At 72.3% G+C, this 25,558-nt stretch carries 27 protein-coding genes; 13 read left to right on the top strand and 14 right to left on the bottom strand.

The genetic code is table 11. The features are described from left to right. Positions 1-171 precede the first annotated feature (171 nt). On the top strand, positions 172-2,706 hold the full coding sequence (locus Cus16_RS09860) for an MDR family MFS transporter (protein ID WP_069712489.1): 2,535 nt from the start codon (positions 172-174) through the stop codon (positions 2,704-2,706). A 77-nt stretch (positions 2,707-2,783) separates the two neighbouring features. On the opposite strand, the gene Cus16_RS09855 is transcribed toward Cus16_RS09860, so the two are convergent. Beyond that, positions 2,784-3,656: a DNA-methyltransferase gene (locus Cus16_RS09855; RefSeq protein WP_069712488.1), complete on the bottom strand. Its 873-nt coding sequence runs from the start codon at positions 3,654-3,656 to the stop codon at positions 2,784-2,786. Between the two features lie 78 nt (positions 3,657-3,734). After that, complete coding sequence (locus tag Cus16_RS09850) at positions 3,735-5,084, bottom strand: hypothetical protein (protein WP_069712487.1); 1,350 nt, start codon at positions 5,082-5,084, stop codon at positions 3,735-3,737. 100 nt (positions 5,085-5,184) lie between these two features. Here Cus16_RS09850 and Cus16_RS09845 point away from each other — a divergent pair, with 100 nt between their 5' ends. Further along, positions 5,185-5,469, top strand: coding sequence for a GNAT family N-acetyltransferase (locus tag Cus16_RS09845; RefSeq protein ID WP_069712486.1), 285 nt, complete (start codon positions 5,185-5,187; stop codon positions 5,467-5,469). A gap of 43 nt (positions 5,470-5,512) precedes the next feature. Here the strand turns inward: Cus16_RS09845 and Cus16_RS09840 are convergent, their stop codons facing one another. Beyond that, positions 5,513-5,842, bottom strand: a complete 330-nt coding sequence (locus Cus16_RS09840; protein ID WP_141718919.1) for a hypothetical protein — start codon at positions 5,840-5,842, stop codon at positions 5,513-5,515. 181 nt (positions 5,843-6,023) lie between these two features. On the opposite strand from Cus16_RS09840, the gene Cus16_RS09835 reads away from it, so the two are divergent. Beyond that, positions 6,024-7,574, top strand: coding sequence for an AAA family ATPase (locus tag Cus16_RS09835; protein WP_069712484.1), 1,551 nt, complete (start codon positions 6,024-6,026; stop codon positions 7,572-7,574). Here Cus16_RS09835 and Cus16_RS09830 read toward each other — a convergent pair. From Cus16_RS09830 to Cus16_RS09820, 3 genes are all read right to left on the bottom strand, one after another. Next, positions 7,559-8,068, bottom strand: a complete 510-nt coding sequence (locus Cus16_RS09830; RefSeq protein ID WP_141718918.1) for a hypothetical protein — start codon at positions 8,066-8,068, stop codon at positions 7,559-7,561. The genes Cus16_RS09835 and Cus16_RS09830 overlap by 16 nt on opposite strands. Positions 8,069-8,111: 43 nt before the next feature. Continuing rightward, positions 8,112-9,161, bottom strand: a complete 1,050-nt coding sequence (locus tag Cus16_RS09825) for a biotin/lipoate A/B protein ligase family protein (protein WP_069712482.1) — start codon at positions 9,159-9,161, stop codon at positions 8,112-8,114. 199 nt (positions 9,162-9,360) lie between these two features. Further along, positions 9,361-10,230, bottom strand: coding sequence for an alpha/beta fold hydrolase (locus tag Cus16_RS09820; RefSeq protein ID WP_069712481.1), 870 nt, complete (start codon positions 10,228-10,230; stop codon positions 9,361-9,363). 87 nt (positions 10,231-10,317) lie between these two features. Between Cus16_RS09820 and Cus16_RS09815 the strand changes: the two genes are divergently transcribed. Genes Cus16_RS09815 through Cus16_RS09805 form a run of 3 tightly spaced genes read left to right on the top strand, consistent with a single transcriptional unit; the run spans position 10,318 to position 12,715 of the window. Continuing rightward, the gene (locus Cus16_RS09815; RefSeq protein ID WP_069712480.1) at positions 10,318-11,454 is read left to right on the top strand and encodes an inorganic phosphate transporter; all 1,137 of its coding nucleotides are present in this window, start codon (positions 10,318-10,320) and stop codon (positions 11,452-11,454) included. Positions 11,455-11,462: 8 nt separating this feature from the next. Next, entirely contained in the window at positions 11,463-11,732 is a 270-nt protein-coding gene (locus tag Cus16_RS09810; RefSeq protein WP_069712479.1) for a hypothetical protein, read from the top strand. A 41-nt stretch (positions 11,733-11,773) separates the two neighbouring features. Next, entirely contained in the window at positions 11,774-12,715 is a 942-nt protein-coding gene (locus Cus16_RS09805; protein WP_069712478.1) for an acetamidase/formamidase family protein, read from the top strand. A 468-nt stretch (positions 12,716-13,183) separates the two neighbouring features. On the opposite strand, the gene Cus16_RS09800 is transcribed toward Cus16_RS09805, so the two are convergent. Further along, positions 13,184-13,936: an SDR family NAD(P)-dependent oxidoreductase gene (locus Cus16_RS09800; RefSeq protein ID WP_069712477.1), complete on the bottom strand. Its 753-nt coding sequence runs from the start codon at positions 13,934-13,936 to the stop codon at positions 13,184-13,186. Between the two features lie 119 nt (positions 13,937-14,055). Here Cus16_RS09800 and Cus16_RS09795 point away from each other — a divergent pair, with 119 nt between their 5' ends. Both Cus16_RS09795 and Cus16_RS09790 read left to right on the top strand, forming a co-directional pair. Further along, entirely contained in the window at positions 14,056-14,475 is a 420-nt protein-coding gene (locus tag Cus16_RS09795) for a MarR family winged helix-turn-helix transcriptional regulator (protein WP_069712476.1), read from the top strand. Positions 14,476-14,480: 5 nt separating this feature from the next. Then, positions 14,481-15,818 (top strand): MFS transporter, encoded by a 1,338-nt coding sequence (locus Cus16_RS09790; RefSeq protein ID WP_223246578.1) that lies wholly within the window; start codon positions 14,481-14,483, stop codon positions 15,816-15,818. Positions 15,819-15,975: 157 nt separating this feature from the next. Here the strand turns inward: Cus16_RS09790 and Cus16_RS09785 are convergent, their stop codons facing one another. Next, the gene (locus Cus16_RS09785; protein ID WP_069712474.1) at positions 15,976-16,866 is read right to left on the bottom strand and encodes an alpha-E domain-containing protein; all 891 of its coding nucleotides are present in this window, start codon (positions 16,864-16,866) and stop codon (positions 15,976-15,978) included. Positions 16,867-17,000: 134 nt separating this feature from the next. Between Cus16_RS09785 and Cus16_RS09780 the strand changes: the two genes are divergently transcribed. Together Cus16_RS09780 and Cus16_RS16320 are read left to right on the top strand one after the other, a co-directional pair. Next, positions 17,001-17,513: a MarR family winged helix-turn-helix transcriptional regulator gene (locus Cus16_RS09780; RefSeq protein WP_069712473.1), complete on the top strand. Its 513-nt coding sequence runs from the start codon at positions 17,001-17,003 to the stop codon at positions 17,511-17,513. A 9-nt stretch (positions 17,514-17,522) separates the two neighbouring features. After that, positions 17,523-17,747, top strand: a complete 225-nt coding sequence (locus Cus16_RS16320; protein ID WP_141718917.1) for a hypothetical protein — start codon at positions 17,523-17,525, stop codon at positions 17,745-17,747. Between the two features lie 25 nt (positions 17,748-17,772). On the opposite strand, the gene Cus16_RS09775 is transcribed toward Cus16_RS16320, so the two are convergent. The 5 genes from Cus16_RS09775 to Cus16_RS09755 form a co-directional block, all read right to left on the bottom strand. Beyond that, a complete protein-coding gene (locus tag Cus16_RS09775; protein ID WP_262982037.1) occupies positions 17,773-18,615 on the bottom strand; it encodes an NAD(P)-dependent oxidoreductase in 843 nt (280 codons plus the stop codon). A gap of 119 nt (positions 18,616-18,734) precedes the next feature. Beyond that, positions 18,735-18,977, bottom strand: a complete 243-nt coding sequence (locus Cus16_RS09770; RefSeq protein WP_069712472.1) for a hypothetical protein — start codon at positions 18,975-18,977, stop codon at positions 18,735-18,737. A gap of 111 nt (positions 18,978-19,088) precedes the next feature. Further along, positions 19,089-19,832 carry a lysophospholipid acyltransferase family protein gene (locus Cus16_RS09765; protein ID WP_069712471.1) on the bottom strand — a complete coding sequence of 248 codons (744 nt, stop codon included), beginning with the start codon at positions 19,830-19,832 and terminating at the stop codon, positions 19,089-19,091. 109 nt (positions 19,833-19,941) lie between these two features. After that, on the bottom strand, positions 19,942-21,786 hold the full coding sequence (gene recQ, locus Cus16_RS09760; protein WP_069712470.1) for a DNA helicase RecQ: 1,845 nt from the start codon (positions 21,784-21,786) through the stop codon (positions 19,942-19,944). 68 nt (positions 21,787-21,854) lie between these two features. Beyond that, positions 21,855-22,901, bottom strand: coding sequence for a CPBP family intramembrane glutamic endopeptidase (locus Cus16_RS09755; protein ID WP_141718916.1), 1,047 nt, complete (start codon positions 22,899-22,901; stop codon positions 21,855-21,857). Positions 22,902-22,937: 36 nt separating this feature from the next. Between Cus16_RS09755 and Cus16_RS09750 the strand changes: the two genes are divergently transcribed. Next, positions 22,938-23,930, top strand: a complete 993-nt coding sequence (locus Cus16_RS09750) for an EamA family transporter (protein ID WP_141718915.1) — start codon at positions 22,938-22,940, stop codon at positions 23,928-23,930. Positions 23,931-23,969: 39 nt separating this feature from the next. Here Cus16_RS09750 and Cus16_RS09745 read toward each other — a convergent pair whose 3' ends face one another. Beyond that, positions 23,970-24,443, bottom strand: a complete 474-nt coding sequence (locus Cus16_RS09745) for a GNAT family acetyltransferase (RefSeq protein WP_069712467.1) — start codon at positions 24,441-24,443, stop codon at positions 23,970-23,972. Positions 24,444-24,552: 109 nt separating this feature from the next. Here Cus16_RS09745 and Cus16_RS09740 point away from each other — a divergent pair, with 109 nt between their 5' ends. Together Cus16_RS09740 and Cus16_RS16665 are read left to right on the top strand one after the other, a co-directional pair. Further along, positions 24,553-25,359 carry a class E sortase gene (locus Cus16_RS09740; RefSeq protein ID WP_069712466.1) on the top strand — a complete coding sequence of 269 codons (807 nt, stop codon included), beginning with the start codon at positions 24,553-24,555 and terminating at the stop codon, positions 25,357-25,359. Continuing rightward, on the top strand, positions 25,356-25,532 hold the full coding sequence (locus Cus16_RS16665; protein ID WP_182047193.1) for a hypothetical protein: 177 nt from the start codon (positions 25,356-25,358) through the stop codon (positions 25,530-25,532). The genes Cus16_RS09740 and Cus16_RS16665 overlap by 4 nt, the downstream gene beginning before the upstream one ends. Positions 25,533-25,558 lie beyond the last annotated feature (26 nt).

Here is a 25,558-nt window from a genome sequence, read left to right as displayed (position 1 = left end):
TCCGACGGCGCCTCCTGCACATCCGCCCCGGACCCTGCCGATGTCCACAGGAACGCGGTTCCGGGGAACAAACCGTTTGCGCTGGTTGTATTTTTGCAGTGCGCGCAACGAACGTTCCCCCGCGCCCGGGACGGAACGCCTGCGCGAGCACCAGTACGCACGGGAGACCGAATGACCCAGACGGCGACCGCACCAGCGGCCCCCACCACGTCCTCGAACGCGGTGATGAACCACCGACAGATCCTGCTCGTCATCTACGGACTGATGGCCGGCATGTTCCTCGGCGCGCTCGACCAGACGATCGTCGGCACGGCGATCCGCACGATCGGCGACGACCTGCACGGCCTCGACCAGCAGGCGTGGGTGACCACCGGCTACCTCATCGCCTCGACGGTGACGACCCCCATCTACGGCAAGCTCTCCGACATCTTCGGCCGGCGCCCGCTGTTCCTCACGGCGATCGGTATCTTCATCATCGGCTCGCTCGCCGCGTCGTTCTCGTCCTCGATGCTCATGCTCGCCGGCTTCCGCGCCCTGCAGGGCCTCGGCGCCGGTGGCCTCATGTCGCTGCCGCTGGCGATCATGGGCGACATGCTCGCCCCCCGCGAGCGCGCGAAGTACCAGGGCTACTTCCTGGCGGTGTTCGGCATCTCCTCGGTCATCGGCCCGCTGGTCGGCGGTCTGTTCGCCGGCGCGTCCCAGATCCTGTTCGTCGACGGCTGGCGCTGGGTGTTCCTCATCAACGTGCCGGTCGGCGTGATCGCGCTGGTCATGGTGACGACGTTCCTGCACCTGCCGAAGTTCGGCGACCGCGGCAAGCCCCGCATCGACTGGTGGGGTGCCACGCTCGTCATCGTCACGCTGGTCCCGCTGCTCCTCATCGCCGAGCAGGGCCGCGACTGGGGTTGGGACTCCCCCGGCGCCATCGCCTGCTACGTCATCGGCGCGCTCGGCCTGATCGGCTTCGTGATCGTCGAACGGGCGATGGGCGACGACGCGATCCTGCCGCTCAAGCTGTTCGGCTCCCGCGTCTTCTCGATGGCCGCGGTGCTCTCCGTGCTCGTCGGCTTCGGCATGTTCGGCGCCATGCTCACGCTCCCGCTGTACCTGCAGATCGTGAAGGGCGTCACCCCGACCGAGTCCGGCTTCAGCATGCTCCCGATGGTGCTCGGCCTCATGATCGCGTCGATCGCGTCCGGCCAGATCATCTCGCGGACCGGGCGGTACCAGGTCTTCCCGATCACCGGCACCGCGTTCACCGCGATCGGCTTCACGGTCCTGACCTTCCTGACCGCCGACAGCCCGCTGTGGTTCCTGATGATCGGCATGTTCGGCATCGGCCTGGGCCTCGGGCAGCTCATGCAGACGCTGACCCTCGCCGCGCAGAACTCGGTCTCCCCGCGGGACATCGGCGTCGCCACGAGCGCCGCGACCTTCTTCCGCCAGATCGGCGGCACGATGGGCACCGCGGTGCTCCTCTCGGTGCTGTTCACGCTCATGCCGACGAACATCACCGGCGCGATGCAGAACGAGTCGAACCTCAAGCCCGCGCTCAACGCGGCGCTCACCCCCTCGGTCGCCGGCGCGTCCGAGAACAAGGGCGTCATGGACCAGATCTGGTCGAAGATCGTGGACCCGGTGCAGCAGAACGTGCAGCAGGGTCTCGACAAGGGCGCCGCTGCCGCGAAGCAGGCTGCCGACCAGGCCGTCACCGAGCAGGTCACCGCCCAGGTGCAGCAGCAGGTCGCCGCCGGCACGATCCCGGCCTCGGCAGCCGACTCGGTCATCGCCCAGCAGGTCGCGGCGAACAAGTCCACCGCCGAGCAGCAGGCGCTCCAGACCGCCGCGTCCAAGGCGAACGCCGAGGTCGTCGACGGCACGCTGCAGATCGACTACGCGAACGCCGACCAGCGTCGGGCCGTGGTGGACGAGGTCGCGCCGAAGCTCGTCGACCAGCTGAAGAAGGGCGACACGGCCGCGAGCTCCTCGGCCGGCTCCGCCACGACCGACACGTCGTTCCTGAACGGCGCCGACCCGCGACTGACCCGCCCGTTCCTCGTCGGCTTCAGCAGCTCGGCCGTGGTCGTGTACTGGGTCGGACTCGGCGTCATCCTGCTCGCGTTCGTGCTCACCTGGTTCTTCCGGGTTCCGCCGCTCCGCAAGGTCTCGGCCCTGCAGGAGCAGGCGAACGCCGCGAAGGACGCCGACCAGCTCACGTCCGACGCGCAGCGCGCCGCCGCGAACACCGGCTCGCTCGTCTCGCCCGACACCGGGTCGATGCGGACGGTCCCGACCTCGCCGGACGTCGCGGCCCAGCCGCCGCAGGACCGGACGGGAGGCACCACCGCCTCCGCCACGTTGGTCCGGTCCGACGGCGGGACGGTCCAGGGCACGACCGCCACGGCCACGGCGGTGCGGGACGACGGCACCCGGGCACCGCTGCCGGGGGCGACGACGCACGGCGCCCACTCGGCGGCCGCGCCGGTGGACGAACCGGCCACCACCACGGGCACGATCCGCACCCACCCGGCGCACGCCGCACCGGAGCACCGCGCCGCGGACGCAACCGCCAGCGCCACCGCCAGCGCCAGCGCGGCGACCGCAGCGGCGACCGGCACGGCGGACCGCACCGACGGGGCGGACGCGGACCGCGCCTCCCGTCCGGCCGACGGCGACCACCCGCACGGGCGCCACTCCGCGGAGTAGCCGGGCGGTCCGATCAGATCGGAACCCCTCCGAGGCGACACCGCCGACGTCCCACGACGTCGGCGGTGTCGCCTCCGTCACGTCGTGGGACGCGCCACCTCGTCGATCACCGCGTGTGGCAGCCGCCGGCGCATGACGTCGACCGCCACCGGGTTGTCGTCCACGAGCACGAAGCGCCGACCGAGGTCCCGCGCGACCGCTCCGAGCGTGCCGCTCCCCGCGAAGAAGTCGAGCACCCAGTCGCCCTCGCGCGAGGACGCCTGCACCATCCGCCGGAGCACCCCCTCGGGCTTCTGCGTCGGGTAGCCGGTCTTCTCGCTCCCCGTCGGCGAGACGATCGTGTGCCACCACACGTCCGTCGGCAGCTTCCCGCGCTCCCGCTTCTCCGGCGTCACGAGTCCCGGCGCCATGTACGGCTCGCGGTCGACGGTCTCGGAGTCGAACCAGTAGCGCTCCGGGTCCTTCACGTAGACCAGGATCGTGTCGTGCTTCGTGGGCCAGCGTGAGCGCGACTTCGCCCCGAAGTCGTACGCCCAGATGATCTCGTTCAGGAAGGCGTCGCGACCGAACAGCGCGTCGAGCAGGACCTTCGCGTAGTGCGCCTCGCGGTAGTCGAGGTGCAGGTACAGCGTGCCGTCCTCGGCGAGGAGCCGCCAGGCCTCGAGCAACCGGGGCTCGAGGAACGCCCAGTAGTCCTCGAACCGGTCGTCGAAACGCATGAGGTCACCCCGGATGCGCTCGTACGTCCGGCCGCGGAAGCCCGTGATCGTCCCGGCGTCGCCGGCCGTCCGCCGCTCGGCCGTCACCGCGTGCCGACGCTGCTTCCGACCGGTGTTGAACGGCGGGTCCAGGTAGACGACCGTGAACGACGCGTCCGGCAGGGTCGGCAGGACGTCGAGGTTGTCGCCGAGCACGACGAGGTCGGGGCTCCGGTCGTCGATGCTGCGCACCGGACCATCCTCCCCTGCACCCGGCCGGCCGCAGGACCGAGCGGCGTCAGGCGTGTGCGGCATCGGGCGTGCACGGCGTCAGGCGTGTGCGGCGGACCCGTCCTCGGTGCCCGCTCGGCAGGTGACGCCACCCGGGGTGACGTCGGACGCGTACGTCGTGCCGCCGACGAAGACGTCCGCCGGCTGCCCGGCGAGCAGCGGGGTCATGACGACCACGTCGTGCGGCGCGCCGATCGAGCCGACCTCGGCCCCGACGCGGAACTGCACGGCCGCGTCGGCGCAGTCGGTGGACGAACGGACGACGAAGGCGACGCAGTCCGTGGTCGCGCAACCCGCGAGCCGTTCGGCATCCGTGTCCGCGTCGGCCCCCTGCGTCGCCGCGATGCGGTCTGCGTGCGGATCGTCGTCGGACGCGCAGGACACGTCGCCGATGCTCGACGAGTCCTCGTCGTGGTTCTCGACCAGGACGAGCGGCACGCCCTCCGTGATCGACACCGTTCGCTCCTCGACGCGGCTCGGTCGAGCGTCGTCCAGGGACGCGAAGAACCCGACCGTCACGACCGCCGTGCAGGTCCGTTCGCTGTCGATCTCGTACGCGTCGCAACCGGCGTCACCGGGCGTCAGGTCACAGGTACCCTCCCACTCGTCGTCGCCCGCGAGCCACCACGCCTCGATGCTGCCGTCGTCGGACGTCCACTCGGGCTGTGCGGCGTCCTCGTCGTCGCCCTCGACCGACCACGGAGACCCCGGTTCGACGCCCGTGAGCGCGCGGGCTGCGCCCTCCTCGACCGCCGGCACGAGCGGCAGGAGCGAGACGGAGGCCCCGGTCGCGAGGACGAGCCCGGCGACCCCGGCCGTGACGGCGACGAGCGCCCGCTGCGGCCGGGTGCCGGACCGCGACGGCGGCCCCGCGACGAAGGGTCGCGCGCCGGGCACGGCCCAGCCGCGGGCGTCCCACCCGGCCGATGCGTCCGCCGGATCGGCGCCCGGGAAGACCGCGGCGGCACGGGCGGGGAGCTCGGTGGCCCGGCGGACCGACGCCTCGGCACGCACCGCGTGCAGGGCCTCGGCGAGCCGATCGGCGTACCGGGACGCCCCGATCACCCAGAGCGCGGTGCCGGCGACCACCGGGGCCAGTGCCAGGACCGCCGGTCCGCCGACGGCCCAGAGGACGACCACGGCGACGAACGACGCGAGCGCGATCGCGGCGCCGACGACCGGCACCACCCGGGCGGCGCGGGGCACGCGGCGGTGCAGCGCTCGCGTCGGCGCCCAGAACCGCCAGCGGGACGGAGCGGGCGGGATGTCGTCGATCGGCCGCCAGCCGGCCTCGGGTTCGGCCCCCTGGAACAGGTCGACCCACTCGGGCGACGGCGTGGGCCAGCCCGGCGGCGTCCGGAAGAGCAGGGGCGGTGTTGCATCGTGCACGGGGCGAGAGTAGTGCGGATCGGAGGCGTGTCACCGCCCCGCGTTCGGGGACCGGTGCCGTCCACGACGCTCTCCGGGGGCACGGCGTACGGTCGTCGTCATGGCATCACCCGAGGTCCGCAACGACACCGACGCACAGCAGTACTCCCTGGTCGAGGACGGCGAGGTCATCGGCTTCGCGGCGTACGAGGTCGACGGCGACGAGATCCGCTTCACCCACACCGAGGTCGACCCCGCGCACCGCGGCGGTGGCCACGCGTCGATCCTCGTCCAGCACGCACTCGACGACGTCCGCGAAGGCTCGCTCCGCGTCGTCCCGCTCTGCAGCTACGTGCACGCGTGGATCGAGCGCCACCCCGACTACCAGGAACTCACGACGCGCTGACGCGACGGCGGCACCCGCGCCTGCCGTCCGCGTCCGCGCGCGATCAGTACGTGCGGTCGAGCGTGCCCGGTCGGGCCTCGTGCCGACCGGCGCCCCGGACCGACGGCACCCGGATCAGCACGTTCCCGCTCAGCAGGTCGTGGTCGTCGTCGGCGGGTGTCGGGGCCTGGTGCGGCAGGCGTGCCTGCCGCTCGTACTCGGCCTGCGCCTCGTGACGGGTCGGTGCGAACACCTCGTCCATCATCGACACGACACCACCGGATCCGCCGCTGCGTGTGGCCTTGTTCGACAGGTCGATCCACCCCACGCGATCGGCGATCCACATCACGAGGGCCGCTGCGGCCACCGCCCCCAGGAGGATCAACCAGTTCACGGTGCCGACGCTACGTCAGTCACCCGGCGACCACCTCCGCCGCGCGGATGATCCTCGCGATCTGCACGTCTGCGCGTGGTCTGCACGGCTGGTTCATGGGATCGCCACCGAGACTGGTCGCCGCGGCGGTCCGGGTCCCCCCTCCCGGGCCGCCGTCACTGCTGCATGCCAGGATGGCGACGTGCTCGACGACGCAGACCGGGACCTCATGCGGGCGTTCGCCCGCTACATGGAGCGGGCGAACGAACTCGCCGCGACCGAACAGCAGGCCGTCCTCACGCCGCTCGGCGAACGGATCCACGACCACCTCGGTGCGGATCCGCAGACCCTGCCGGTCGTCACCGAGGAGTTCGCCGACCACCGCCTGGTCGACGCCGACATCGCCCTCGAGGCGCTGACGGGTGGGGCCCCGGACGCGCTGATCGGCGTCGCCGGTGACGACAGCCGGTTCCACAGCAGCGTGAGCGAGTTCATCGCGCACCCCCACGCACGCTGGGCGCCCGGACCGGTGAGCTACGCGACGCGGGCTACCGGCGCGGACACGACCCGCCAGGTCGTCTCGTTCGGCCTGCGGTTCCTGGCGTACGAGGGCGTGCCCGTCGCGGTCGTGCAGCGCTCCGCCAAGCCCGACTACGGCCGCGGACGCGCCTCCGTCGAGATCCTGAGCCCGGACCAGGACGCGGCGACCGCGTTCCTGCTGCGGCTGCGTGCGCTCATGATCGAGCGCAGCGTGCTCCGCGGGCAGGTGCTCTCCTTCACGCAGTCCGAGTACGGCGCCGAGGCCGGCGCGACCTTCGTGCGGCGGCCCGAGGTCGGGACCGACGACGTGGTGCTGCCGTCGGGGCTCCTCGACGAGGTCGTCGACCACGTGGTGGGGATCGGCGAACAGCGCGAGGCCCTGCTCGCCGCCGGCCAGCACCTCAAACGGGGTGTGCTCCTGTACGGTCCGCCCGGCACCGGGAAGACCCTCACGATCCGACACCTGTTGACCCGGACGCCCGGTGTCACCGCCGTCCTGCTCACCGGCTCGAGCATCGCGGCGATCGGGTCGGCGGCCGAGATCGCGCGGACGTTCCAGCCGTCGATCGTCGTGATGGAGGACATCGACCTGGTCGCCATGGAGCGCCACAGCTCGCCGCAGCCGCTGCTCTTCGAGGTCCTCGACGCACTCGACGGCCTCGACGGCGACGCGGACGTCGCGTTCGTGATGACCTCGAACCGGGTGGCCGTCCTCGAGCGGGCGCTGGCTGACCGACCGGGCCGAGTGGACCTCGCGGTCGAGGTGCCGTTGCCCGCCCTGCCCGAGCGCGAGCGGCTGTTCCGTCGTTACGCGGGCGCGCTGCCGTTCTCCGACACTGCCGTGACCGAGGCCGCCGAACGGGCCGAGGGGACGACCGGGTCCTTCGCGAAGGAGCTCATGCGGCGGAGCGTCCTCGGCGCGGCCCTCCGCGGGGCGGAGCCCGCCGACGAGGACCTCCGTGCCGCGCTCGACTCGCTGCTCACCGAGCGGTCGTCGCTGACGCGGAAGCTGCTCGGCACGCGGAACCCCGACGAGGTCGACGACGAGCCGGACGACGAAGACGAGTACGACGACGAGGTCACGTACTCCGGCTCGTACGTCGCCGTGGGTGCTGACGATCGTCCGATCCGCCCGGGGACACTCCGGAGCACGGGCGGGATCGACCTCACCCTGCGAGCGCCGGACGACCCCGACGATCAGCCGAGCTCGTAGGACCGCGACTCCGGCTCGAACCCCTCCGGCACGACCGCGACGTACCAGAAGACGGGCACGTCTCCGCGACGCACCGCCTCCGGCGCGGTCCTGAGCGGGTGCGCCAGCACGGTCAACCCGCCGCTCTCCGGCACCGTCACGGACAGCCGTTCGGTCGCTCCGCACGGCACGTCGCTCCGGGCGAGGGTGTCGTCGCCGTCCGGTCCTGAGTCGACCCGGAAGGACCACCCGTCGGCGCCGTTGCAGGCGACGAGCAGGTCCCACGCGCCTGCCGGCACCGTTCCGAGACCAGCGCCTCCCGCTCCTTCGCCGCCGGCTCCGCCCTGGCCGTGCTCCTCGTCGAGCAGTGCGGTCCCCATGAGCGAGGACCACCGCGAGAGTGCGGCCTCCGACGTCGATGCGTCGTCCGGAGAGCCCTCCGAACAGGCGGTGGCGGTGGTCACGACGACCACCGCGGCGACGACGACGGACAGGAGACGAGGGGCGCATCGCACGCGCCGAGCCCAGGGGCACCCGAGAGCGGACGCCCCTCCCCGATCAGGGCACCCGCTCGAGCCACTCCTGCGTCGCGAACTTCGTCGCCACGAGCTCCCGCGCCCGGGCCCGCTCGGCCTCGGTCACGTGCCCCTCGCGCGCCCCGTACATCGACGTGAACGTGCCGATCAGCCGCTCGATGATCTCCGCCCGCGCGAGCCCGGTCTGCGAGCGCAGCGGGTCGACGCGCTTCGCCGCCGAGGTCGTGCCCTTGTCGCTCATCTTCTCGCGTCCGATGCGCAGGACCTCGACCATCTTCTGGCCGTCCATGTCGTAGCTCATCGTCACGTGGTGCAGCAGCGCGCCGGTCCCGAGCCGCTTCTGCGCCGCGCCGCCGATCTTCCCGGACGCCGAGGCGATGTCGTTGAGCGGCTGGTAGTACGCCTCGATGCCGAGCGACTTCAGCGCCTCGATCACCCACTCGTCGAGGTAGGCGTACGAGTCCGCGAAGGTCATGCCCTGCACGAGGTCGGTCGGCACGTACAGCGAGTACGTGATGATCGCTCCGGCATCCATGAACATCGCGCCGCCACCGGAGATGCGGCGCACGACCTCGACGCCGTACTTCGCGGCACCCTCCGGGTCGACCTCGTTCTTGAGCGACTGGAACGACCCGATGACGACGGCCGGCTGGTCCCACTCCCAGATGCGCAGCGTCGGGCCACGGCGTCCGGCGCCGACCTCCTCGGTCAGGACCTGGTCGAGCGCGAGGTGCTCGTTCGGGCTGACCGGTCCCTCGTGGACGATCTCCCAGTCGTACTCCTGCCACGTCGACGCCCGCGAGAGTGCACGACGGACGGCGACGCCGACGGACTCGGGCGTGAAGCCGAGCAGCACGGCGCCCTCGGGCAGTGCAGCCCGGACGGCGGCGGCGATGCCGGCTGCGTCCGTGGTCGCGGGCAGGCCGTCCACGGCCTGGTCGATGAGCGGCAGCGCGTCGTCCGGTTCGAGGAAGAAGTCTCCCGCCAGACGGAACTCGCGGATGCTCCCGTCGACGACCTCGAGGTCGACGACGACCAGCTTGCCTCCGGGGACCTTGTACTCACCGTGCACGGCACGAGCCTACGCCGTGGCGGACGGGAGGCGCGTGGCGGCGCCGCCCCGCGCCTCCCGTCCGTCCTGTGGTGACGCAGGTCGGCGACGTGTTGACCGAACCACGGAACCGACGTCGAACCGCCCGCCGCTCCTGGTTCGATGTCGGATCGGTGGTTCGACGCGACCGACCCGATCCGATCCGGAGAGACGACCCGCGTCAGCGACCCACGTGCCGGTCGAGCCACGCGACCAGGTCGGCGATGACCTCGTCGCGGTTCGTCTCGTTGTAGACCTCGTGCCGCGCCCCCTCGTAGGCGTGCACCTGCACGTCCGACAGCCCACCGCGCCGGCGGTACGCCGCCGCGAGCCGCTCGATCGACCGCGGCCCGCCGAGGGTGTCGTCGGACCCGACCTGCAGGAGCACGGGCAGGTCGTGCGGGATCGCCCGCCTCGGGACACCGAGCAACCGGAGCGCGTCACGCACACCGAACAGCTTGATGACGTCCGCCTCGACGACCAGCGGGTCGGCGGCGATCGCGTCGACGACCGCCCGGTCGCGACTGATCCACTCGTGCTTCGTCGGCCCCGACCCCGCGTGCCGGGCGTTCAGGTCGCCGCTGTTCATCCAGCCGGGCAGCCGGTAGGCCGTGGCGGACAGGACGACCCCGTCGTACGCCTCGGACGAGGTGTTCACGATGTGCTGCGCCATGAGGGAGCCCCACGAGTGCCCGAGCAGCACGAGCGGGATGCCGGGGTCCTGCTCGCGGGCGACCGCGGTCATCTGCTCGACGGCGGCGATCGCCGCACGCAGACCCCCGGGGCCGAGCCGCCCGAGCTTCGTGTGGTCGCCGTCCCACTGCCCGAGTCCGGTCCGGCCGTGGCCGCGGTGGTCGTTCGCGTACACGGTGTAGCCGGCGCGGACCAGGTCCTGCGCGAGGGGCTCGTACCGCGCGCCGTGCTCGCCGACCCCGTGCGCGATCTGCACGACGGCCCTCGGTCTGGCCGCGCGCCAGGTCGAGTAGACGATCTCGACGCCGTGCGCGTCGGTGAACGAGGAGTCCCCTCGGGCTGCGGAGAAGGTCGGCACCCCTGCATCCTGACAGACGGACGACCCCGCGGACGTGTTCATCCGGCGTTCACGCAGCGGGTCCGGGGCGGGCCTAGCGTCGCCGCCATGGACGTCCTCGTCACCGTCGTGCTGGTGATCGTCGTTGCCCTCGTGTTCGACTTCACGAACGGCTTCCACGACACCGCGAACGCCATGGCCACCTCGGTCGCCACCGGAGCCCTGAAGCCCCGGACCGCCGTGCTCATCTCCGCCGTCCTCAACGTGGTCGGCGCGTTCCTGTCCACCGAGGTCGCGAAGACGGTCTCGCAGGGCATCATCCGCGAGGGCCAGGACGGCATCCAGATCAGTCCGACCATGATCTTCGCGGGACTCGTCGGCGCGGTGCTCTGGAACCTCGCCACCTGGTACTTCGGCCTGCCGTCGTCGTCCACGCACGCGCTGTTCGGCGGCCTGATCGGCGCGTCGATCATCGGCGCCGGGCTGAACTCGGTCGACTGGGCGACGGTGGTGTCGAAGGTCGTCCTCCCCGCGCTGCTCTCACCCGTGATCGCCGGGGTGATCGCCCTCGTGGCGACGTACCTGGCGTACTCGCTGACGAAGAACGCCACGACACACGGCGCCGCGACCGGCTTCCGGCACGGGCAGACGATCTCGGCGTCGCTGGTCTCGCTCGCGCACGGCACCAACGACGCGCAGAAGACCATGGGCGTCATCACCCTGACGCTCATCGCGGCGGACTACCAGCCCTCGGGCACGGGTCCGGCGCTCTGGGTGATCCTGGCCTGCGGCCTCGCGATCGGCCTCGGCACGTACACCGGCGGGTGGCGGATCATGCGCACCGTCGGCAAGAAGATCTCGGACGTGCAGTCGCCGCAGGGCTTCGCCGCGGAGACCAGCTCGGCGGCGACGATCCTCGTGTCGTCGCACCTCGGCTTCGCCCTGTCGACGACCCACGTCACGAGCGGCTCGGTGATCGGCTCGGGCCTCGGCAAGAAGCTCGCCGACGTGCACTGGTCGGTCGTCGGACGCATCGTCGTCGCCTGGGTGATCACGCTGCCGGCCGCCGCCGTGGTCGGCGCGCTCGCCACCCTCGTCGCCTCGACGAGCACCATCGGTCTGGTGGTCGTGGCCGTGCTCGCCCTGGGCGGCGGCCTCGGCTTCTTCCTCCTCGCGCGGCGGAAGCCGATCACGAAGGACACCGTCAACGACGAGCAGCCGGCCGCCGAGCCGGTCTCCGCCTAGGAGGCACCGTGGACATCGACCTCAGCAGCATCGGCATCGTCGCGGGCGTCGGCTTCGTCGCCGCCGTCGGCGTGGTGCTCGTCTACACGCTCGGGCTGCGGCTGCTCGGGACGGGGCAACCGGTCGACGCCGGGGGCGAACGCACCGAGTACCGCGACGAGACCCCGCGGTCCGGGCACACGCCGCCGGCCGCGATCGTCGGCGCCGTGGTGTGCTTCGCGTTCTGCGTCGCAGCGGTCCTGTACGGCATCTGGCTGACGATCCCGCAGTTCCACTGACCGCCTGCCCGTCGCGGGCGGTGTCCTGCGAGGATCGACGGGTGACCTCCCACCGCATCGACGCCTCGCTCGACACCGCCATCGACGTGCTCACCGCCGAACGCGAGCCCGTGCTCCGCGTCGACGACGGTGACACGGTGACGGTCCGGACCCTGAGCGCCGCCGGCTACACCGAACGGCAGGCGTCCCCGGGCGCCGACGCCCCCACCCTCGTCGACCCGCGGCGTGGACACTGCCTGGTCGGCCCGATCGCCGTGACGGGCGCCCGGCCGGGACAGGTCCTCGCCGTCCGCTTCGACGCCCTGGTGCCGGACGACTGGGGCTACACCGGCTCCGGCGGTGTCGACACCGAGCTGAACCGCGCGCTCGGGCTCGCGGACCCGACGTCCCGCGGCCCGCTGCTCTGGGACGTCGACGCGGCCGCCGGCGTCGCCCGCAACCAGCTCGGGCTCGGCGTCCGGACGGCACCGTTCCTCGGGGTCGTCGGGCTCCCGCCGGAGCCGACCGGCGAGCACTCGACGATCCCGCCCCGGCCGGTGGGCGGCGGCAACATCGACTGCCGCGAGCTCGTCGCCGGCGCGACGCTGTACCTGCCGGTGACCGTGCCGGACGCCCTGCTGTCCGTCGGTGACGGCCACGCGGCGCAGGGCGACGGCGAGGTCTCGGGCACCGCGGTCGAGTGCGGCATGACGACCACGATGACGCTCTCGCTCCTCGACGACGTCCCGGTCGCGGGCATCCACGCCGACACTCCCGCCGGGAGGATCACGTTCGGGTTCGACGCGGACCTGAACGCCGCCACGACGACGGCCCTCGACCGGATGGTCGACTGGATCGCGGGGTCGTACGGCATCTCCCGCGCCGAGGCCCTGGCGATGGCCAGCGTGGCGGTCAGCATGCGGGTGACGCAGGTGGCGAACCGCACGTGGGGCGTGCACGCCCTGCTCCCCCACGACGCGATCCTCGGTCCCGACGCAGCCTGAGCGCTCGACGCGAGCACACGCCCGGACGGGAGGCGCGACCCCCGTTCCCGACGTCGGGGACGCTGGTCGCGCCTCCCGTCCGCCCGTTCCTTCCCATCACGCCCGCGATGGAGAGCGGGAACGGGCGTACCTGGTCGATCGCGCCGACCAGGTACGCCCGTTCCCACCCGGTACGCCCGTTCCCACCCGGAGGGCCCTGCGCAATGCGAGGCTCGGAGCGTCCATGCTGGCGAGGCTGCGCGCTCGAGCTGCGCCGCGCCTCCCGTCCGCCCGTTCCTTCCCATAACGCCTGCGATGGAAAGCGGAAACGGGCGTACCCGGTCGATCGTGCTGACCAGGTACGCCCGTTCCCACCAGGTACGCCCGCTCCTACCCGGCACGCGCGACGCGACCAGGCACGCCCGTTCCCACCCGGCACGCGCGACGGGACCCGGTACGCCCGGAGCGACCCGGCACGCCCGACCGCGGTCAGTGCGCGCTGTACCCGCCGTCGACCAGGTGGTAGCTGCCGCTGATGAACGACGCCTTGTCGCTGAGCAGGAACAGCACGAGCGCCGCGACCTCGGCATCGGTGCCGAGGCGCTTGGCGGCGTGCTCGCCCTCGAGTGCCGCGAGCTCATCGGCGGACAGCGACGAACGGACCAGCGGGGTGTCGATGAAGCCCGGGCCGACCGCGTTCGTGCGGACGCCCTGGGCGGTGTACTCGAGCGCCGCGACCTTGGTCAGGCCGACGAGCGCGTGCTTCGACGCGACGTAGGCGGCGTTCTGAGCGATGCCGACCGACCCGAGGACGGACGCCATGTTCACGATCGCACCGCCACCCGCCGCCAGGATCGCCGGGATCTCGTAGCGGAGCCCGTAGAAGACGCCGTCGAGGTCGACCGCACGCACGCGGTCCCACGCCTCGACGTCGTACTCGCCGATCGGCTTCGGCGCGGCACCGATGCCGGCGTTGTTCACGGCGAGGTGCAGGGCGCCGTACGTGTCGACGGCGTGCTGCACCATGCGCTCGTTGTCCGCGGCGACCGCGGAGTTGGCCTCGAACGCCGAGGCCGTGCCGCCGGCACCCTCGATCTCGGACACCACACGCTGGGCGGCGTCGAGCTTGATGTCGGTGACGACGACCGACGCACCTGCGGCCGCGAGCTCCTTCGCGACGGCCTCGCCGATGCCGCTGCCGCCACCGGTGACGATCGCGACCCTGCCCTCGAACTCGGACATGTTCTCCTTCTTCCTCGACGACCTCGTCGAACGTGCTGAAAGCAACACCTGTTGCTCTACGAGCGTACACCCGCGCGCACCCAGTTCGTTCACCGAACTAATGAGTTAGGCTGACGATCGTGCCCGACACCTCCCTCGCCACCGACCTCCGCATCGCCGTCAACCGGCTCTCGCGGACGCTCCGCGCGCAGAAGGCCGACGCGAGCATGCCCGACGGGCAGTTCTCCGCCCTCGCCCGACTGCACCGCGACGGGGCCATGACGCTCGCCGAACTGAGCCGCCAGGACGGCGTCACACCGCCGAGCATGACGAAGTCGGTCGCGGTGCTCGTCGACCGCGGTCTCGTGTCGAAGGACGACCACGGCGACGACCGCCGCAAGGTCCTGCTCGCCGCCACACCCGCCGGCTCCGCCTTCGTCGAGGAGACCCGGCGCCGCCGCGACGACTGGCTCTCCCCGCGGCTCACCGCACTGTCCGACCAGGAGCGCCGCACCCTGGCCGACGCCACCGAGATCATGAGGAGGCTGGCCCAGCAGTGAGCGCCATGTTCCGATCCCTGTCCGCCCGCAACTACCGCATCTGGTTCGCCGGTGCCCTCGTGTCCAACGTCGGCACGTGGATGCAGCGCACCGCCCAGGACTGGCTCGTCCTCACCAAGCTCTCCGACAACGACGCGATCGCGGTCGGCATCACCATGGCGCTGCAGTTCGGGCCGCAGCTGCTCCTGCTCCCCCTCACCGGCCTGGCTGCGGACCGCTTCGACCGGCGGAAGATGCTCATGCTCACGCAGGGGCTGATGGGCGCGCTCGGGCTCGGCCTCGGGATCATGGTGCTCACCGACACGGCGACGCTCTGGTCGCTGTACGGTTTCGCCCTCGCGCTCGGCATCGTCGCCGCGTTCGACACCCCGATCCGCCAGGCCTTCGTGTCCGACGTCGTGCAGGGCGAACACGTGGCGAACGCGGTCGCGCTCAACTCCGCGTCGTTCAACGCCGCACGGCTGGTCGGCCCCGCGGTCGCCGGCGTGCTCATCGCCGTGATCGGCACCGGGTGGGTGTTCGTCATCAACGCGGGGTCGTTCCTGGCCGTCCTGCTCGCGCTGCGGTTCGTCGACCCCGCGCAGCTCGCCGAGCGCGTCCGGGCGAAGCGCGGCAAGGGGCAGATCGTCGCGGGCTTCCGCTACGTCCGCACCCGGCCGGACATCGTCGTGGTGCTGTGCATGATCTTCGTGGTCGGCACGTTCGGCGTGAACTTCCCGATCTTCACCTCGACGATGGCACGCGTCGAGTTCGGCAAGGGCGCCAGCGAGTTCGGCCTGCTCAACTCGGTGATGGCGATCGGCTCGGTCGCCGGTGCACTGCTTTCCGCTCGGCGCGACCGCCCCCGGATGCGCACGCTCGTGGTCGCGTCCGCCGGGTTCGGCCTGGCGTGCACCGCCGCGGCGCTGGCCCCGACCTACTGGACCTTCGCGATCGTGCTCGTGTTCGTCGGCCTGGCGTCGCTGACGTTCATGACCACCGCGAACGCGCTCGTCCAGACCACGACGAAGCCCGCGATGCGCGGCCGGGTGATGGCGCTCTACATGGCGATCTTCGCCGGCGGGACCCCCATCGGCGCGCCGATCGTCGGTGCGGTCGCGGACGCCTGGGGTCCGCGGTGGGCGATCGGCGTCGGCGCCACCTCGGGGTTCGTCGCCCTCACGATCGCCCTCGTCTGGCTCGTGCGCTGGGAGCACCTGCGGCTCCGGTACGACGCCGACGCGCGCCTGCACCTCGCCGTGACGCACGCGGTGCCCGCCGTCGGGTCGCCCGGCGCGACCACGGCACTGCGGCGTGACCTGGAGCGCGACGAGGCGGTGGCCGACCGCTCGAGCGCGGTCTGACGCACGACTGGACGAGGCGTCGGCGGGCTGGCATCCGCCGGACGGGAGGCGCGGTGCGGCGCCGCCACGCGCCTCCCGTCCGCACCGTGCGCGGCTCCGCGGCGGTGCGCACGTCGATCCGCGGACCCGGCCCGCTCGGACCGGGTCGGCGGCGGGATCAGTGCGTGGGTGCCACGACCGCGAAGACCCGCGCGTCGAGTGCCGCGACGACGGCGCCGACGGCACCGGCGAGCCGGTCGGCGACCGCGCGGAGGTCGGCAGGGGCCGCCACGTCGACCCGTCCGAGCGACGAGCGTGCGGCGCGGAAGGCGTCCACCTCGTCCGCGACGCAGTCGGGCGCGACGTCGGTCAGGCAGTCGTCGGCACGTGTCGCCAGGAACGCGAGCGAGCGCGGACTGTGCTGGTCGTGCAGCAGGAAGTGCGCGGCGTCCTCGGCCTCGGTCCCGTGGTCGCGGCCGCGGCGGAACGCCTCGCCCGCACCGCAGGCCCGGAGCGCGGTCTGCCACGAGGACGACGAGGACGCGTCGACGAGCGACGACCCGAGCAGCCGGGCGGTCAGACCGCAGCGGAGGAGGGACCGGCCCAGGGTGAAGAACTCCCACACCTCGTCGCGGCTGGCGTCCCCCTCGACCACCCCGACCGCGAGGGCACTGCGCTCCCGGACCCACCCGAGGAACTCGTGCGCCCGGTCGACCGCGACCTTGCGCGGCATCCGCGACCGGGTGACGTCGAGGCAGTCCCAGAGCTCGGTGGAGACGACCTCGCGAGCACGCCGTGCGTGGTCCCGCGCGACACCGACCGCGTGGGCGATCGAGGCCGGTTCGTGCCGGTCGAGCGCCAACGAGTCGATCGAGGCCGTCCGGTCCTGCCGGCGCGCCGAGGGGACCGCGCCGAGCACCGACCGCAGCGCTGCGGACACGGCGGCGTCCTCGTGGCCCGACGCCGGGTCCGGGCGGGCGACGTACACGTCGAGCATCCGGGCGACGACGTCCGCCCGCTCCACCGCGCTCCCGACGTGGAACACGCTCCCCGCGAGTCGGCTCAGCACGTCGGCTCCTGCATGCGGCGACGGTACCGAGCGGGCGTTGCGGGAGTGTTTCCGGACCGCGTCACGGGTGTTGCGGCGTCGTCCACGAGGCGCGCTCGCTAGACAAACTAACTAGAGCGTCTAGCATTGTCACCATGACGACCGAGGTGACGAACACCACCACGGGCTTCTGGTACGGCACGGATTCCAGGGTCGACGCGGTGGACGTGCTCAACGCGCTCCGCAGGTACCGGAGCGCCGAGAGCGCCGCGCAACGACGTGCTCGCGAGGCACTGGGCATCGGCGAGAACGCCCTGCTCGCCCTCCGCGTGCTCCTCGACGCCGAGTCGGACGGGCGGTCGGTGAACGCGAAGGAGCTGGCGGACCGGCTCGAGATCACGCCCGCATCGACCTCGGCGCTGGTCGACCGGCTCGTCCGCAGCGGCCACGTCGAGCGCCACCCCGATCCCCACGACCGGCGTGGCGTGATCCTGACGGCGTCGGGCGGTTCGATGCGTCAGGTGCTGCAGGTCATCGACCAGCTCGACACCCGCGCGATCGAGGTCGCCGAGCACCTGCCGAAGTCCGAGATGTCGGTGATCGTCACGTTCCTCGAGCAGATGGCGCGGGTCGTCGACCACGAGGACGACGCCGAGCGTTCCGCGTAGCCTGCTCTCATGCGCAGCGCTCCTGGCGGCCCGGCCGGGGCACCGCAGCACGATCCCGAGGACGACATGCCCCTCGCCGAACTCGATGCTCGTGCGCGGGCGGACGCGGCCCTGCGGCGCATCCGCAACGGGTCCGATCCGGCTCGCGAGGCGTTCGACCTGGCGAACACGATGAACGACGAGGCCGTCGGCCGACTCAGCGGCGCGGTCCGACGGTGGTTCCGGCGGTCCTGACCGGATCGGCAGGACCGCCGGGTCGTCAGAAGGCGGTGCCGACCGCCGCGATGTCGTCGCCGCCGTGCCCCTCGGCGCTGGCCTGCGCGTAGACGCGGTCGAGCGCGTCGACGAGCACCGTCGAGACACCCGCGGCCCGCGCGGCCTCGCCGATCAGGCCGATGTCCTTCCGGAGGCCGTCGAGGGCGAACTGCGGTGCGAACTCGCCCGAGAGCATGGCCTCGCCCTTCGTGTGCGCGTAGGGCGAGTCGCTCGCGGTGCCGTCGATCGCGTCGAGGAACAGCGCCGGGTCGAGCCCGAGCGCCCGGGCGATCGCCAGCGACTGCGCCGTCGCGGCGGTGATCGAGGCGATCCAGGCGTTCGCGGCGAGCTTCAGTGCGGTGCCGTCGCCGACGCGCTCCCCCGCCCGCACGGTCTTGGCTCCGATGGCGTCGAGGACCGGGTCGATCGTGTCCAGCTGGTCGGACGGACCCGCGGCGAGCATCGTGAGCTTCCCCTGCTCCGCCGGGGCCTTCGTGCCGAGCATCATGGCCTCGACGAGGGTCATGCCGTACTTCTCGGCGAGCTGCACGATCGTCTCGGTGCCGTCGGTGCCGACCGTCGAGGACTGCACCCACACGGCGTCGGTCGGGGCGTCACCCGCGGCGGCCTCGAGGACGTCCACGACGGCGTCCGTGTCGAACAGCGTGAGGAGCACGACCTCGGCGTGCTGGACCGCTGCGGCCGCATCCGTCGCCACGGTGGCGCCGTCGTCCGCGAGCGGTCGGGCCTTGTCGGCACTCCGGTTCCACACCGTGACCTCGTGGCCCTCGCGCAGCAGGGACTTCGCGACCCCTGCACCCATCGTCCCCGTGCCCAGCACCGTCACGCGCACCAGCGTCTCCGTCCTGCGGTCGGCACCCTGCCGCCGCGCGGTCGACGCTACGCCTGCCGGTGGAGGGCACGTCGAGCGCGAGCGCACGTGCAGTGGTCACGGCGGCGGTCCGGTCAGGCGCGGACGACCCCCTCGCGCGCGATGCGCTCGACCTCGACCGCGACGGCGTCGACCACCGCACGGGTCAGGGCACCCGCGACGGCCTCGACCAGGGCGAGCTGGTCGACGGCGACCGGGTGGCCCGCGACGGCCGCCGGGGTGCCGGTGCCGTCCCGGGAGCCGGGCGCCGGTGCTCCGGCGTCGTCCCCGAGGTCGGCTCGTCGAGCGACGGCGTCGAAGAGCGGAGTGGTCGACAAGCTGCTGCCTTCCGATCGGCGGCGGATCCGGGACCGTCGGCTGAGATGCACACGCGGCCGACGCGCCTTCGATTCAACCACTGGTATGCAGCATGTGCAATAGGAGGCCGATCAGTCGGGCTCGACCGCCTGCGTCGGGTCGTCCCGGCGCAGCGCCTGCTTCACCCGCTCGACGATCGTCGTGGGCGGGTTGTTGTAGGTGCCGGCGGGTTCCTGTCCGCTGAGCTCCTGGATCGCTGCCATGACGGCGTCCGTGGCGTGCCGACGAGCCCGACCGGACGACGCCTCACCGAAGCCCGACAGATCCATCGGCTGGCCGAACTCGACCGTCACCCGGGCGAGCCTCGGCAGCCGTGACCCGATGGGCTGGACGTCCTCCGTCCCGGTGAGGGCGACGGGCACCACGGGCGCCCCGCTCGTCAGGGCGAGCCAGGCCACGCCCGTGCGACCCTTGTAGAGCCGGCCGTCGAGGGACCGCGTCCCCTCGGGGTAGATCGCGAAGGCTTCGCCCAGCTCCAGTCGCTCGAGTCCGAGGTCGAGCGCGTGCTGGGCGGCCGCTCCGGCTCCGCGCTCGACGCCGATCGCACCGATGCCGCCGAAGAACGCACGCGACACCGCCCCGCGGAAGCCCGTGCCCGTGAAGTACTCCTGCTTCGCGAGGAAGGACACCTTCCGCGGGGCCAGGAGGGTGATCGCCGGAGAGTCGATGAATGACCGGTGGTTGCTCGCGAGGATGACGGCGCCGCGCTTCGGGACGTTCTTCCGGCCGATCACCCGGGGACGCCAGAGCAGTCGCGCGAGCGGGGTCACCACCGTGCGGCTGAGCGTGGTGGTGATCGTCGTCGAACCGGGCACCCGGGCCTCCTCGTGGACAGGGGTTCCGAGTGTAGTGAGCACCCGCTACGCCTCATGCCGCGAACGGCATGCACCCGCGATCGACGTTGGATGCCGGTGGTCCTGCGGCTCAGTCGTGCGCGGCGACGACGTCGAGCACCGCTCGACCGTAGCGCTCGAGCTTCGCGCCGCCGACGCCGGAGATCTCGCTGAGGGCGTCCTCGTCCGCGGGCTTCACCGCGGCGATCCCGCGCAGCGTCGCGTCGTTGAACACGACGTAGGCGGGGACGCCCTGCTCGCGGGCCTGTGCCGCACGCCAGGCTCGCAGCGCCTCGAAGAGCCCGAGTGCCTCCTGCGGCATGTCCGTCACCGGCTGCCGTCGGGCCCGTGATGCCCGGGAGGCCTTCACGGGATCGCGACGCATGAGCACCCGCGTCCGACCGCCCAGGACCTCGGCGCTCGTCGGGCTGAGCACCACCGTGCCGAACCCGTCACCGGAGACCGCCGCGTACCCCTGCGCGAGGAGCTGCCGGGCGACCGCGCGCCACTCCCCCTCGCCGAGGTCGCTGCCGATGCCGAAGGTCGCGAGGGAGTCGTGCCGGAGCTCCTGCACCCGCGGCGACTGCTTGCCGACCAGGATGTCGACGAGGTGCGCGACGCCGTACCGCTGGCCGCGCTCGCGCTCGAGTCGGACGACGGTGGAGAGGAACTTCTGCGCGGGGACGGTGCCGTCCCACGGCTCGGGCGGCGCGATGCACGTGTCGCAGTTGCCGCACGGCGTCGACTCCTGCCCGAAGTAGGCGAGCAGCCGGACCCGGCGGCACTCGATCGTCTCGCAGAGCGACAGCATGGCGTCGAGGTGGGCACTGAGCTGGCGCCGGTGGGCGGCGTCGCCCTCGGACTGGTCGATCATCCGGCGCTGCTGCACGACGTCGTTCAGGCCGTAGGCGAGCCACGCGGTCGAGGGCAACCCGTCGCGTCCGGCACGGCCGGTCTCCTGGTAGTACCCCTCGACCGACTTCGGCAGGTCGAGGTGTGCGACGAACCGGACGTCCGGCTTGTCGATCCCCATGCCGAAGGCGATCGTCGCGACCATGACGATGCCGTCCTCGCGCAGGAACCGTGACTGGTTGCGCTCGCGCACCTTCGCGTCGAGTCCGGCGTGGTACGGCAGTGCGGGGATGCCCTGGTCGGCGAGGGCGGCGGCCGTGCGTTCGACGGAGTTGCGGGACAGGCAGTAGACGATGCCGGCGTCGCCGCGGTGCTCGGTCTTGATGAAGGTGAGGAGCTGCTGCAGGGCGCCGGTCTTCGGCTCGATGCGGTACTGGATGTTCGGACGGTCGAAGTCGGCCACGAAGTGCGCGGCGTCGTCGAGCCCGAGCCGTCCGGAGATCTCCCGGTGGGTCTGCGGCGTCGCCGTGGCGGTCAGGGCGATGCGCGGCACCGTCGGCCACCGCTCGTGCAGCACGCTGAGCTCGAGGTAGTCCGGGCGGAAGTCGTGCCCCCACTGTGCGACGCAGTGCGCCTCGTCGATGGCGAACAGGGCCAGGCGCGCACGGTCGAGCAGGGACCGGGTGGACTCGAGCCGCAGGCGCTCGGGCGCGAGGTAGAGCATGTCGACCTCGCCCGAGACGACCGCCCGCTCGACCCGGGCACGTTCGTCCGGCCCCTGCGTCGAGTTGAGGAACGCGGCCTTGACGCCGTTCGCGGCGAGGGCGTCGACCTGGTCCTGCATGAGGGCGATGAGGGGCGAGACGACCACCCCGATGCCGTCGCGCACGAGCGCGGGCACCTGGTAGCAGAGCGACTTGCCGCCGCCGGTCGGCATGAGCACCAGGGCGTCGCCGCCGCTGACCACCTGGTCGATGATCGCGGCCTGTTCACCACGGAAGTCGTCGTAGCCCCACACCCGGTGCAGCACGTCCAGCGCTGCCGCCCGCGATGCGATCGGCGCCGCCGCCTGCGTGGTGCTCATGACACGACAGCCTACGTGCGGGCGGCGACACCCGAGGAGCTGTCCACAGGGACGGAGCCGGCCGTCTCCTAGTCGCGCGCCGGCGCGACGTCCCAGCCCGTGCCTCCCGGCCGGGTCCACCGACGGCCACCCGCCCAGACCGGCACGGTCCCGCGGAAGCGTGGTGCCTCGCTGCCGGCGAATCGACGGTCCAGCCCCCGCCACGACGCGAGCACCTCGACCATCCCCCAGAACGCGAGCGACGTGCCGAGCGTGATGAGCCACCCGATCATCGTGCCGTTCGACGAGTCGAGGTCGACCTTCGACCACCCCGGTGCCTGGAGCACGAAGATCATGATGTTGTTGAAGGCGTGCTGCAGGACGGTGGCCTCCATGCCGCCGGTCCGGAGCACGATGATCGCCGCGACCAGCCCGAACGAGCCGACGTCGAGGATGCCCCACACGTTGTAGCCGTTCGGGATGTGCAGCAGGGCGAAGACGATGGTCGAGACGGCCACGGCGACGACCGTGCCGACGACCCGGAGCGGGATCCAGGAGCCGATGGTCTGCATCAGGAAGCCGCGGAAGATGTACTCCTCCGCCGCGCCCTGGAACGGCACGAGCAGCAGCACCAGCGCGATGGTCAGGGTGAGGGTGCCGAGCGACACCGTCGACTGCCCGATCGCGTCGTGGTCCCACCCGAAGCCACCGTCGAACGAGAACATGCCCCACGTCTGCACCAGGAACATCGGGATCGCGATGACGAGCGTGGGGAGGAGGCACCAGAGCGTCCAGCGCCAGCGCACCCGGAAGCGCGTCGACGACAGGATGCCGGCCGGACCCACACGCGCGATCTTCACCGCGAGCAGGATGCCCGGCAGGAGCACGACCAACGACACGAGCGACAGGGACAGGACGAGCGGGTCCGTCGGGTCGAGGGCACCGCTGGACAGGTCGTCCTGCAGGCCCATCAGCCCGTCCGCACCCTGCGACGCCCCGATCGGCACGAAGTACGCGACGGCGATGACGACCTGGCTCGCGACGTACCACCCGACGAGGAACGCGAGGGCGACCAACGGGCGCCACCAGCGCCAACGGGCATCGACACGGGGCAGGCGGTGGTACGGAACACTCACGCTCCGGAGGCTACCGGCCCGGGCAGGATGGGAGCCGTGCTCACCGTCCTGCTCGGCCTGACCGGCGCGGTCGTCTACGGGGCCGCCGACTTCCTCGGCGGCCTCGCCGCGCGTCGCGTCCGTGCGGTGCGCGTCGCCGCAGCGGCCGCCGCGCTCGGCCTGCTCCCCCTGCTGGCCGGGATGCCGGTGGTGGGGGCCGGCTTCTCCGGGCAGGCGGTCCTCGCTGGGGTGGCGGCCGGGGTCTCGGGGTCGGTGGCGGTGCTCCTGCTCTACCGCGCCCTCGCCGTCGGCCCGATGAGCGTCCTGTCGCCGCTGACCGCGGTGTTCGCGGCCGTCACGCCCGTCGTGGTCGCCCTGGTGCGCGGGACGGTGCTGTCCGTGCCGGCGTCGGTCGCGCTGGTGGTCGCGGTGGTCGCGGTGGTGCTCGTCGCGGCCGTGCGGGATGCCTCGGGCGCGCGGGTCACCGTGACCGGTGTCGTCACGGCGGCGGTGGCGGGGTGCGGGTTCGGCGGGATCGTGCTCGCCTACGACGCGGTACCGGCCGACGCCGGGGTCGCGTCGCTGCTGGTCGCGCGGGTGGTGCAGACGGTCGTGCTGGGTGCGGCGGTGGTCGTGGTCGCGCTGCGTCGGACGGGAGGCCCGGCGGATCCCGGCACGACGGCCCACCCCGGGCGGTCTGCCGCGGTCACCCCGCGCTCGTCGCGCTCGTCGCGCTCGTCGCGCTCGTCGCGCTCGTCGCGCTCGTCGCGCTCGTCGCGCTCGTCGCGCTCGTCGCGCTGGTCGCGCCGGGCGGTCGTCGCCGTCGTCGCCTGCGGGCTGCTCGACGCGCTCGCGAACGCCTGCATCCAGGCCGCGCTGCACGTCGGGACGGACGACGCGACGCTGCCGGTCGTCAGCGTCCTCAACGCGCTCTACCCCGTCGGCACGGTCGTGCTCGCCGGGGTGGCCCTGCGCGAGCGGCTCACCGGCGTGCAGTGGACGGGCATCGCGCTGGCGTTCGCGGCCTCGGTCGGTCTCGCGCTCGCGTAGGTCGCTCGGTCGTCGAGCTCGCTCGGTCGTCGAGCTCGCTCAGTCGTCCGCGATGAGCCGCTTGCCGAGGGACACCGCACGGTCGGGGGCGTACCCGAGCGAGGCGTAGAAGCCGAGCACCTGCTCGTTGCCCTCGCGGACCTGCACGTTGATCTTCGGGCAGCCGCGGTCGGTCAGGAGTCGTTCGAACTCGGCCATGAAGGCGCGCCCGAGTCCGGTCCCCTGCTGGGCGGGTCGGACCGCGAGGTAGTTCACCCAGCCGCGGTGCCCGTCGTAGCCGGCCATGCCGACGCCCACGAGCTCCGGCGCCGCGCGGTCCTCGCCGGTCTCGACGGCGCCGGCCTCGACGGCGCCGTCCTCGACCGCGACGAGGAAGAGCTCGGGCTGCTCGGCGACCTTGCGCGCGATGTCCCGCCGGGGGTCGTTCCACGGACGGACGAGTCCGCAGGCCTCCCAGAGCGCGACGACCGCCTCGGTGTCGTCGGACCGGAACGGACGGAAGATCGTGGTCATCCCGCCACGGTAGCCCCGCACCGTGCACCGCCCGGTCCGTCCACACCCCCACCGGCTCGTCGTCGTGGTCTGCTATACCTGTTCGACCACCACCTGGATCAGGAGCACCGTGACCGCACACGACACCGCCCCGTCGCGCAGCTCGGAGCGCGACGCCGAGGACCAGCGGCCGCCACGGCGCACTCGACGTCGCCAGTCCGTCGGCGGAGCGCTCGTCTCACTGCTGGCCGAGCTCCTCATCATCGCGGGCGCCGGCACCGGGCTCTACGTCGCGTGGACCGCGTGGTGGACCGACGTCGTCGCCGTGAACGAGCAGACCAAGCTCGTCGACGACCTCGGGCAGCAGCAGGCACCGAAGCTCGAGGGCTCCGAGCACCGCGGCGAGGCACCGGTACTCGCCGAGCCGCCGGACCTGACGGACGTGTTCGGGACCATGCAGATCCCCCGCTTCGGCGCGGACTACCTCCGCCCGATCGGCGAGGGCACGGACCGCGAGCGCGTGCTCAACACGATCGGCCTCGGCCACTACCAGGACACCGCCATGCCGGGCGCCGAGGGCAACTTCGCCGTCGCCGGGCACCGCGTGACCTACGGCAAGCCGCTCAACCAGATCGCCGACCTGAAGCCGGGCGACCCGATCGTCGTCCGGGTGACGGACAAGGCGAAGGACTTCGACGTCTGGTACGTCTACAAGGTCACCGACTCCCAGATCGTGACGCCGGACAAGATCGAGACGATCGCGCCGGTGCCGAACCAGCCCGGGGTCACGCCGACCGCCGAGGACCGCTGGCTCACCCTCACCGCGTGCCACCCGATGTGGTCGGCCAAGGAGCGGTACGTCACGCACGCCAAGCTCGACTACTGGATGCCCGTCTCGGAGGGCACCCCCAAGGAACTCTCGGAGACGCCGAAGTGATCTTCCCGTTCGTCTGGCGGATCCTGCCCGGCCCCGCCGCCCTGAAGGTCCTCGAGCTGCTCGTGCTGCTCGCCGTGATCGTCTACGCGCTCTTCACCTGGGTGTTCCCGTGGATCGCCGCGGACATCCTGCCGCCGCCCGACGGCACGGTGGACGCCACACCGTCGCCGTAGCCGTAGCGGCTCCTGCCGGAGCGCCG

It is taken from the genome of Curtobacterium sp. ER1/6, assembly GCF_001742745.1.
GTDB classification, from domain to species: domain Bacteria; phylum Actinomycetota; class Actinomycetes; order Actinomycetales; family Microbacteriaceae; genus Curtobacterium; species Curtobacterium citri.
This window is presented reverse-complemented; position numbering and strand designations above follow the sequence as displayed.